The sequence below is a fragment of the Nocardia higoensis NBRC 100133 genome, from assembly GCF_000308595.1.
Classification (GTDB): Bacteria; Actinomycetota; Actinomycetes; order Mycobacteriales; family Mycobacteriaceae; genus Nocardia; species Nocardia higoensis.
Map to the genome: position 1 here is coordinate 1 of NZ_BAGA01000084.1, position 9251 is coordinate 9251.

The 9251-nt window shown below is 69.5% G+C and carries 6 protein-coding genes; 3 read left to right on the top strand and 3 right to left on the bottom strand.

From position 1 onward, the window contains the following. Both ON26_RS15445 and metH read right to left on the bottom strand, forming a co-directional pair. Nucleotides 1–794, bottom strand: a 794-nt coding sequence (locus ON26_RS15445; protein WP_040796852.1) for a serine/threonine-protein kinase, incomplete at its 3' end; no start/stop codon positions are given. Between the two features lie 63 nt (nt 795–857). Continuing rightward, nucleotides 858–4454, bottom strand: coding sequence for a methionine synthase (gene metH / locus ON26_RS15450; RefSeq protein ID WP_040796853.1), 3597 nt, complete (start codon nt 4452–4454; stop codon nt 858–860). A gap of 145 nt (nt 4455–4599) precedes the next feature. Between metH and ON26_RS15455 the strand changes: the two genes are divergently transcribed. Further along, nucleotides 4600–5484: a PAC2 family protein gene (locus tag ON26_RS15455; protein ID WP_040796854.1), complete on the top strand. Its 885-nt coding sequence runs from the start codon at nt 4600–4602 to the stop codon at nt 5482–5484. A 108-nt stretch (nt 5485–5592) separates the two neighbouring features. Here ON26_RS15455 and ON26_RS15460 read toward each other — a convergent pair whose 3' ends face one another. Then, complete coding sequence (locus ON26_RS15460) at nt 5593–6006, bottom strand: hypothetical protein (RefSeq protein ID WP_245545864.1); 414 nt, start codon at nt 6004–6006, stop codon at nt 5593–5595. 337 nt (nt 6007–6343) lie between these two features. On the opposite strand from ON26_RS15460, the gene ON26_RS15465 reads away from it, so the two are divergent. Next, on the top strand, nt 6344–7486 hold the full coding sequence (locus tag ON26_RS15465; RefSeq protein WP_040796855.1) for a hypothetical protein: 1143 nt from the start codon (nt 6344–6346) through the stop codon (nt 7484–7486). A 216-nt stretch (nt 7487–7702) separates the two neighbouring features. Next, a complete protein-coding gene (locus tag ON26_RS15470) occupies nt 7703–9187 on the top strand; it encodes a TIGR02677 family protein (RefSeq protein WP_040796857.1) in 1485 nt (494 codons plus the stop codon). The last annotated feature ends 64 nt before the right edge of the window (nt 9188–9251 follow it).

Below are 9251 nucleotides of genomic sequence, written 5' to 3' on the forward strand. Positions count from 1 at the left end.
GCGCGGGCCGCTTCCCGCATGGTCGGCCGGGCCCGCACGTCCACCGACAGCAGGCTCATCAGCACCGGCGCGAGCGGACCGGCATTGCGCGGCGGCGGCACCTCGCCGAGGGCGACGGCGTGCAGGACGGCCAGCGGATTGTCGCCCTCGCCGAAGGGCGGCGCGCCCTCCACCGCGGTGTAGAGCGTGGCGCCCAGGGCGAACACGTCCGAGCCGGGCAGCGGGTCCTCGCCGCGCGCCACCTCCGGCGCGAGGTAGGCGGGCGTGCCCGCGAGCAGACCGGTCGCGGTGACCGTGACATCGCCTACCGCACGCGAGATTCCGAAGTCGGTGAGCTTGACGGTGCCGTCGTCGGCCACCAGCAGATTGGCAGGCTTCACGTCGCGGTGCATGATCCCGGCGTCGTGCGCGGCGGCCAGCGCGGAGGCGGCCTGCGCGCCGATCTCGGCGACCTCCAGCGGCGGCAGCGTGTGCCCACCGGCGATCTTGACCGCCAGGCTCGGCGCGTCCATGTACTCCATCACCAGCCACGGCTGGCCGTCTTCCTCGGCGACATCGAAGACGGTGATGGCGTTGGGATGGTGCAGCCGGGCGGCGATACGGCCCTCACGCATGGCCCGCTGCTTGGCATCCAGCGCCTGCTCGGCGGTCAGGCCGGGGGTCAGCAGCAACTGTTTGACGGCGACCACACGTTCGAGCCGCTCGTCGGTGGCGCGCCACACCACCCCCATCGCCCCGCTGCCCACCTTCTCGGCAAGCCGGTACCGTCCCGCGATCAGCCGGTCCGCCGTCATCTGGTCGTGCCCTTCCTCACCCGAGCGTCCACCCGAAACGATCCATCCACCCCGCGCCGGGTCTCAGGCGTTGAAGTACTTGGCCTCCGGGTGCAGCAGCACGAACGCGTCGGTCGACTGCTCGGGATGCAGCTGCAGTTCCTCGGACAGGACCACGCCGATGCGGTCCGCCTCGAGCAGTTCGACCAGCTTGGCGCGATCCTCGAGGTCCGGGCACGCGCCGTAGCCGAAGGAGTACCGTGCGCCACGGTAACCCAGTTTGAAGTACTCCTGCACATCCTCGGGATCGGATTCGGCGACCGCGTGGCCGTCGAGCACCAGCTCCTCACGCACCCGCCGGTGCCAGTACTCGGCCAGCGCCTCGGTCAACTGCACGCCGATGCCGTGGACTTCGAGGTAATCGCGGTAGTTGTCCGCGGCGAACAGCTCGTTGGCGAAGTCGGCGATCGGCTGCCCCATCGTGACCAGCTGGAAGGGCAGCACATCGACCTGTCCCGTCGTGCGCGCGTGCTCCCTGGAGCGGATGAAGTCGGCGATGCACAGGAACCGGTCGCGCTGCTGGCGCGGGAAGGTGAACCGGAACCGTTCCGGCGCATCGGGTTCCGGTTCGGTGAGCACGATCACGTCGTCGCCCACGGACACCGCGGGGAAGTAGCCGTACACGACCGCCGCGTGCTGGAGCACGCCCTCGGTCGAGAGCCGGTCCAGCCACGCACGCAGGCGCGGGCGCCCCTCGGTCTCCACCAGTTCCTCGTAGGAGGGACCGTCACCGCCGCGCTGCCCGCGCAGGCCCCACTGCCCCAGGAACAGCGCGCGCTCGTCGATCAGGCCCGAATACTCTTGCAGGGCAAGGCCCTTCACCACGCGGGTACCCCAGAACGGCGGCACCGGCACCGGCAGGTCGGCGGCCACGTCGGAACGCTCCGGCACCACCACCGGCGCCTCGGCGGCCTTGCGCTTCTCGGCGATGCGCTTGGAGCGCTCGTGACGCGCCTTGCGTTCGGCGGCGCGCTCGCGTTCGGCGACGGCCTCGGGGCTGTTCGGATCCTTGGCCTCACCGCGCTTGCGCGCCATGATCTCGTCCATCAGCCGCAGGCCCTCGAAGGCGTCGCGCGCGTAGTGCACATCGCCTTCGTAGACCTCGGTGAGATCGTTCTCGACATAGGCACGGGTCAGCGCGGCGCCGCCGAGCAGGACCGGGAACTGTTGCGCCACGCCCCGGGAGTTGAGCTCCTCGAGGTTCTCCTTCATGACCACGGTCGACTTCACCAGCAGGCCGGACATGCCGATCACGTCGGCCTTCTTGTCCACCGCGGCGTCGAGGATGGTGCCGATCGGCTGCTTGATGCCGAGGTTGACCACCTCGTAGCCGTTGTTGGACAGGATGATGTCGACCAGGTTCTTGCCGATGTCGTGCACATCGCCCTTGACGGTGGCCAGCACGATGCGACCCTTGCCCGCGTCATCGGTGGACTCCATGTGCGGTTCCAGGTAGGCCACCGCGGTCTTCATCGCCTCGGCCGACTGCAGCACGAACGGCAGCTGCATCTGGCCGGAGCCGAACAGCTCGCCGACGGTCTTCATGCCCGACAGCAACGTTTCGTTGATGATCTGCAGCGGCGGCACCTCGCGCATGGCCTCGTCGAGGTCGGCGTCCATGCCCGCCTTCTCGCCGTCGACGATGCGCCGCTCCAGGCGTTCGAACAGCGGCAGCGCGGCCAGCTCCTCCGCGCGCGAGGCCTTCGACGACGAGGTCGAGACGCCCTCGAACAGCGCCATCAGCTTCTGCAGCGGGTCGTAGCCGGGGGCGCGGCGGTCGTAGACGAGGTCGAGCGCGGTCTCGCGCTGCTCGTCGGGGATGCGGCTCATCGGCAGGATCTTGGAGGCGTGCACGATCGCCGAGTCCAGGCCGGCCTGGACACACTCGTGCATGAACACCGAGTTCAGCACCTGCCGGGCGGCCGGGTTGAGACCGAAGGAGATGTTGGACAGACCGAGCGTGGTCTGCACCTTGGGATGCCTGCGCTTGAGCTCGCGGATCGCCTCGATGGTCTCGAGCCCGTCGCGGCGCGATTCCTCCTGGCCGGTGCCGAGGGTGAAGGTGAGGGTGTCGACGATGATGTCGGACTCGTCCAGACCCCAGTTGCCGGTGATGTCGGCGATGAGCCGTTCGGCGATCTCCACCTTGTGCTCGGCGGTGCGTGCCTGTCCGTTCTCGTCGATGGTCAGCGCCACCACCGCGGCGCCGTGTTCGGCGACCAGCGTCATGATCTGCTGGAACCGCGAGCCGGGTCCGGCGCCGTCCTCGTAGTTCACCGAGTTCACCGCGCAGCGGCCGCCCAGGTGCTCGAGGCCGGCCTGCAGCACGGCCGGCTCGGTCGAGTCCAGCATGATCGGCAAGGTGGAGGAGGTGGCCAGCCGGCTGGCCAGCTCGTTCATGTCCTGCGCACCGTCGCGGCCGACATAGTCGACGCACAGGTCGAGCATGTGCGCGCCGTCGCGGGTCTGGTCCTTGGCGATGTCGAGGCACTTCTGCCAGTCCTGGGCCAGCATCGCCTCGCGGAAGGCCTTGGAGCCGTTGGCGTTGGTGCGCTCGCCGATCATCAGGATCGAGGCGTCCTGCTCGAACGGCACCGCGGTGTACATGCTCGACACCGCGGGTTCCGGTGCGGGCGAACGGCGCTGCTCGGGCGCGGGCAGCGTGGTCTCGACCTCGCGCACCGCCTCGGCCACCTGGCGGATGTGCTCGGGAGTGGTGCCGCAGCAGCCGCCCACCAGTGCCAGGCCGAATTCGGAGACGAAGCCGCGCAGCGCCACCGCCAACTCTTCGGCGGTCAGCGGGTACTCCGCACCGGACGCGCCGAGCACCGGCAGGCCGGCATTGGGCATCACCGACACCGGCACCTTCGCGTGCCGCGACAGGTGCCGCAGGTGCTCGCTCATCTCGTCCGGGCCGGTCGCGCAGTTCAGGCCGATCATGTCGATGCCGAGTGGCTCGAGCGCGGTCAGCGCGGCGCCGATCTCGCTGCCGACCAGCATGGTGCCGGTGGTCTCCACCGTCACGTGCGTGATGATCGGGATGCGCCGCCCGGCCAGCTCCATCGCGCGCCTGCTGCCGGTGACCGCCGCTTTCACCTGCAAGAGGTCCTGACAGGTCTCGATGAGGATGGCGTCGGCGCCGCCGTCGAGCATGCCGAGCGCGGACTCGACGTAGGCGTCGCGCAGGGCGGCGTAGGGCGCGTGGCCGAGGGTCGGCAGCTTGGTGCCCGGCCCCATCGAACCGAGGACGTAACGCGGGGTGCCGTCGGCGCTCGGCCCCATCTCGTCGGCGACCTCGCGGGCCAGCCGGGTGCCGCGCTCGGACAGATCACGGATGCGATCGGCGATGTCGTAGTCGCCGAGGTTGGACAGGTTGCAGCCGAAGGTGTTGGTCTCGACGGCGTCGGCGCCTGCCTCGAAGTAGGCGCGGTGGATGCCGCGCAGCACGTCGGGGCGGGTCTCGTTGAGGATCTCGTTGCAGCCTTCCAGGCCGCGGAAATCGTCGAGGGTGAGATCGGCGGCCTGCAACATCGTGCCCATCGCACCGTCGCCGATGACGACACGCCGACGGAGCGTGTCGAGAAGGGAGGTATCGAACCCGGCGGAATCGGACACAGACATGGGTACAAGCCTAGTGGCCTCTCCCGACAGCCGGGCGCCGGTATCGCGGGCGGACCCCGCACGTGTGCCCGGCCACTGCTTCCCCGGCCACGGCAACCGGTAATCGGCACCACAGTCGCTGCGAGTAAGCCGTAGGCTCAGCGGGGTGAACCCCAGTGATACCTCCGATTCGGAATTGCCGACGTTGCGGGATCCGGTATTGATCGCCGCTTTCGAGGGCTGGAACGATGCCGGTGACGCGGCCAGTGGTGCGGTGGAGCATCTGGAACTGATCTGGGACGCCGAGCCGCTGGCCGAGTTGGACTCCGAGGACTACTACGACTACCAGGTGAACCGGCCCACGGTCCGCCAGGTGGACGGGGTGACCAGGGAGATCCAATGGCCCGCGACGAGTCTGTCGGTGTGCTCGCCCCCGGGCAGCGACCGCGACGTGGTTCTGTTGCGCGGCATCGAGCCCAACATGCGCTGGCGCAGTTTCTGCGCCGAACTGCTCGAGTTCGTCGAACAGCTGGGCGTTCAGACCGTGGTGATTCTGGGCGCGTTGCTGGCCGACACCCCGCACACCCGTCCGGTGCCGGTGACCGGCTCGGCCTACAGCAGCGAGGCCGCCGAGCGCTTCAACCTCGAGCAGACCCGCTACGAGGGACCGACCGGCATCACCGGCGTGCTGCAGGACCAGTGCGTGAAGGCGGGCGTGCCCGCGGTGTCGTTCTGGGCCGCGGTACCGCACTACGTCTCGCAGCCGCCGAACCCCAAGGCGACGATCGCCCTGCTGCACCGAGTCGAGGATGTGCTCGACATCGAGGTGCCCCTGGGCGAGTTGCCCACGCAGGCCGAGGAGTGGGAGTCGGCCGTCAGTGAGATGACCGAGGGCGACGAGGAGATCACCGAATACGTGCGCTCGCTCGAGGAGCGCGGAGACGCGGCCGTCGACATGAAGGAGGCCATCGCCAAGATCGATGGTGACGCGATCGCCGCGGAGTTCGAGAAGTACCTGCGCAGGCGGGGTCCGGGCAGCTTCGGGTTGTAACCCTGCCCGGCCCCTTGCCGGGCGGTCGCCGGCCGATCGCCGGAAGGTCGCCTGCCGCGGAATCGGCCCGAGGGCTTCGGCTGCCGCCGGGTGGTTTTCGGGGAGGGGCTACTCGGCCGGGGTAGATTCCGTCCGGTCGGTTCGGTAACCGCTCGGCAACGCGTCCGATCCGCCGGGCGCGCCGGCCACCGGCTCGCAACCGTCCGCGGTATGCGGCGCGTCCTCGATGGTCCACACCCGGGCCGCCGCGTCCTGCGCCAGTTTGGCGATCAGGATGTCGCGTGGAATCGTCTGCCCCGCAAGGTGATCCAGCGAGGGCACGACGACGTGATGGGCGTCGGCCCGGCGCAATTCCTGGGTGAGCTCGACGAAGGCCGCGCCGTCGCCGCCGGTCTCCTCATGGAACGTCGCCGCGAAACACAGTCCCTCCTCGCGCGCGAGCGAGCTCATCTTGGCCTCGATTTCCTCGCGATGCCCTTCGGCGAGATCGTCACGCAAGTATCCGTAGATCAACGCTTCCACCCGAACCTCCGTTGGACAGGGCCGTTGTCACTGATGTGGACATGTCCCCGCGGGTCCCGCTGCGGGGCAATGCGATCCGAACATACTTCCGGCCTTGCAGTTGTACTTGCATCTGTACGACCGGCAACTCGTCCGCTCCTCTTTCAGAATGACTGACGCCAAACTGCGAATGCAGGTGTCAACCCGGGGACATCTTCGTGCCCTATCCGGTGCACCAGAGGTTAACTGGTGCGATACTACAGCCGTGACCGCGAGTGACGAACGACCCGTGTGGGCTGTCCGGATGCGCTCTGAACGTGACGCGAGGGGGTGGTCCCAGGCCGACGCCGTTCGCGCGATGAGAGCGAAGACGTCGCACAACCTGCCGACCGACTCGACCCTCCTACGCAATTGGCGCCGTTGGGAATCGGGCGAGTCGCGCCCCGACGATTTCTACGCGCCGATCATCGCCGCCACCTTCGACACCGTGACAGCGGCCTTCTTCCCCAAGGCCCGACCGAATCGCGACGACGAACTGCTGTCCGCGACCGGCATGGACACGCTCGAATTCATCGGCAGACTACGGATGTCGGACGTCTCGGCGTCGACCCTCGACGCCATCCGCATCACCGCCGAGCGTCTGTGCTGCGAATACTCCTACGCCGACCCGTATCAACTGCACGCCGAGGGCACCGCCTGGCTGCGGCGCATCACCTCGTTGCTCGACGGCAGGCTCACCCTGGCCCAGCACCGCGAGATCCTCGTCATGGCGGGCTGGGTCGCACTGCTGGTCGGCTGCGTCGACTACGACCTGGGCAGGCGCAGCTCGGCCGAGGCCACCCGGCGCGCGGCCTGGTCGCTCGGCCAGGAATCCGACAATCCCGAGATCAGCGGCTGGGCAGCGGAAATGGCGGCCTGGTTCGCGCTCACGCAGGGTAACTACCTGGGTGCTGTCGAGGCGGTCGACGCGGTCCTGGAGGACACCCGACATATCGGCGTCGGCGTGCAGCTGGCCGCCCAGCGGGCGAAGGCGTTCGCGCGGCTGGGCGACGTCGGCGAGGTCGACAAGTCGCTGAGCATCGGCCGGGCGATCTTGGACAGCCTCGACCATCCGGCCAATCTGGACAACCATTTCGTGGTCGATCCGCAGAAGTTCGACTTCTACGCCATGGACTGCTGCCGGGCGTCCGGTCAGGACCGGCTCGCGGAAGCCTATGCCCAGCAGGTGATCCGGCAATCCACCCAGGCCGACGGCACCGTGTTCAATCCGATGCGGGTGTCGGAGGCGCATCTGACGCTGTCGGTCGTGGCCGTGCGCGACCGCGATCTGGAGCGATCGATCGACGAGGGCATGAAGGCCTTCGCGACCAAGCGCCGCTCGCTGCCTTCGCTGATGTGGATCGCGGGCGAAGCCGCCAGGGAGATGGCCGAGCACTATCCCGGCGATCCGCGCACCAAGTCCTACCTCGACCAGCTGCGCGCCATCTCCGCGGAGGCCTGAGGCACCTGCCCGCCACGGCCCGGACACCCACCGCAGCGCCGAACCGGTGTCCGGGCCGCCGTCATGCCGGGACCGCACCGGCGGCGAACAGCCCGTAACCGGATCCGGCCACGCCGAACCCCCGCCGGTGATGTGGGTGGCGATCGGCCCGCTACTACCCTGTTGCCGGTGACCGATTCCGATGACCGGCTCGGCGGCGACGATGTGGACCGGCGGCTGCGACTGTTCTCCTTCTCGACGGCGGACAAGCGCGGGGACTACCTGCGGGTGCTGCGTGCCTTCGACAGCGCCCGCGCGGCCTATGTGGTGTTGCTGCACGCCGACGATGTCGCGGAATGGTTGATCCGGTCCGGCGGCGGGAAGTTGACCGCCGCCGAGGCGGCGCCGCTGCTGGATCAGCTGCATCGCTGGGGTGTGCTGCAGCGCAGTTACGACGGCACCCGGGCGGCGACCCTGGCCGAGTACCGCAACCGGCATTACGTCTACCAGTTCACCCAGCCCGGATTCCAGGCCTATCGCGCGGTCGCCGATGTGCTCGACGCGCGCGGCGAGGAGGCCTCGCTGTCGCGGCTGGTATTGCCGGAACTGCTGGCCGATCTCGACGCGCTCGCCGCGGCCAATCGCGCCGGGGACGCCGAGCGCGTCTACCGGACCCTGCGCAGACTGGACACGGCGCTGTCGGATCTGGCCGGGCGCGCCGCGCATTTCTACCTGTCGCTGGGCGATCTGCTGCGCACCACCGAGGTCACTCCGGAATCCTTTCTGGCGCACAAGGACACGCTGCTGGCCCACATGCGCGAATTCGGCATGGATCTCGCACGTTTCGCGCCGCGCCTGGCGGCGGGTATCGCTGCCGTCGAAGAGACCGGTGTCGAGGCTCTGCTCGAGCGGGCGGCGCGCTGCGACGAGCGGGTGCTGCTGAGCACGGCCGATCGCGAGGCCGACTGGCGCGCCCGCTGGCGGGGACTGCGCGGCTGGTTCGTGCCCGCCGCCGACGGATCCCCGGACGGATTCGGCGCGGGAACCGAGGCCGAGCGGTTGCGCGAGGCCACCATGAGCGCCATCGCCGCGGTGCTGGCGCTGCTGCGCCGGGTCACCGAGACCAGGCGCGGCGGCGTGAGCCGCGAGTCGGCGCTGCGGCACCTGGCGGCCTGGTTCACCGCAGCGCCGACCACCGAGAGCGCCCACGCCCTCTTCGACGCGGTCTTCGGCCTCGGCCGTCCCCGGCATCTGGCGATGGAACATCCCGACGCGGAACTGGTCCCGCCGAGCCGGTCCTGGTGGGAGGCGCCGCCGCTGGAGATCTCGCGCACACTCGCCGAGACCGGCCGCCCGCCCGCCGCGGCGGCCCCCGGCCGCATCCAGCGCGATCAGGCGAGCGTGCGCAGGCTGCGGGAGGCGCAGCTGGCTGCTCAGCGCGCCCGCGCCGAGGCCGCGCGCTCGCTGGCCGAAGCCGATGTGCACGACCGTGTCCTCGACGAGCGGGAGACCGAGATGCTGCTGCGCCTGCTGGACGCGGCGTCGACGGCCTGGGTGCCGGTCAGCGGCCGGGTCGCGGGTACCACCGGCAGCGACAGCGGCGTCACTCTCACCGTGTCCGAACACCCGGAGCCGACGGTGGTGCGCACCGCCCGCGGTCTGCTGCACCTGAACAATCGCAAGCTCGAGGTGCGGGCCGCGACGGCGAGGGGCGCACGATGATCCACGCCCAGCGCATCGATCCGCTCGAACTCGACAGCTATCAGCGGGCGGCCCGACTGGTCCT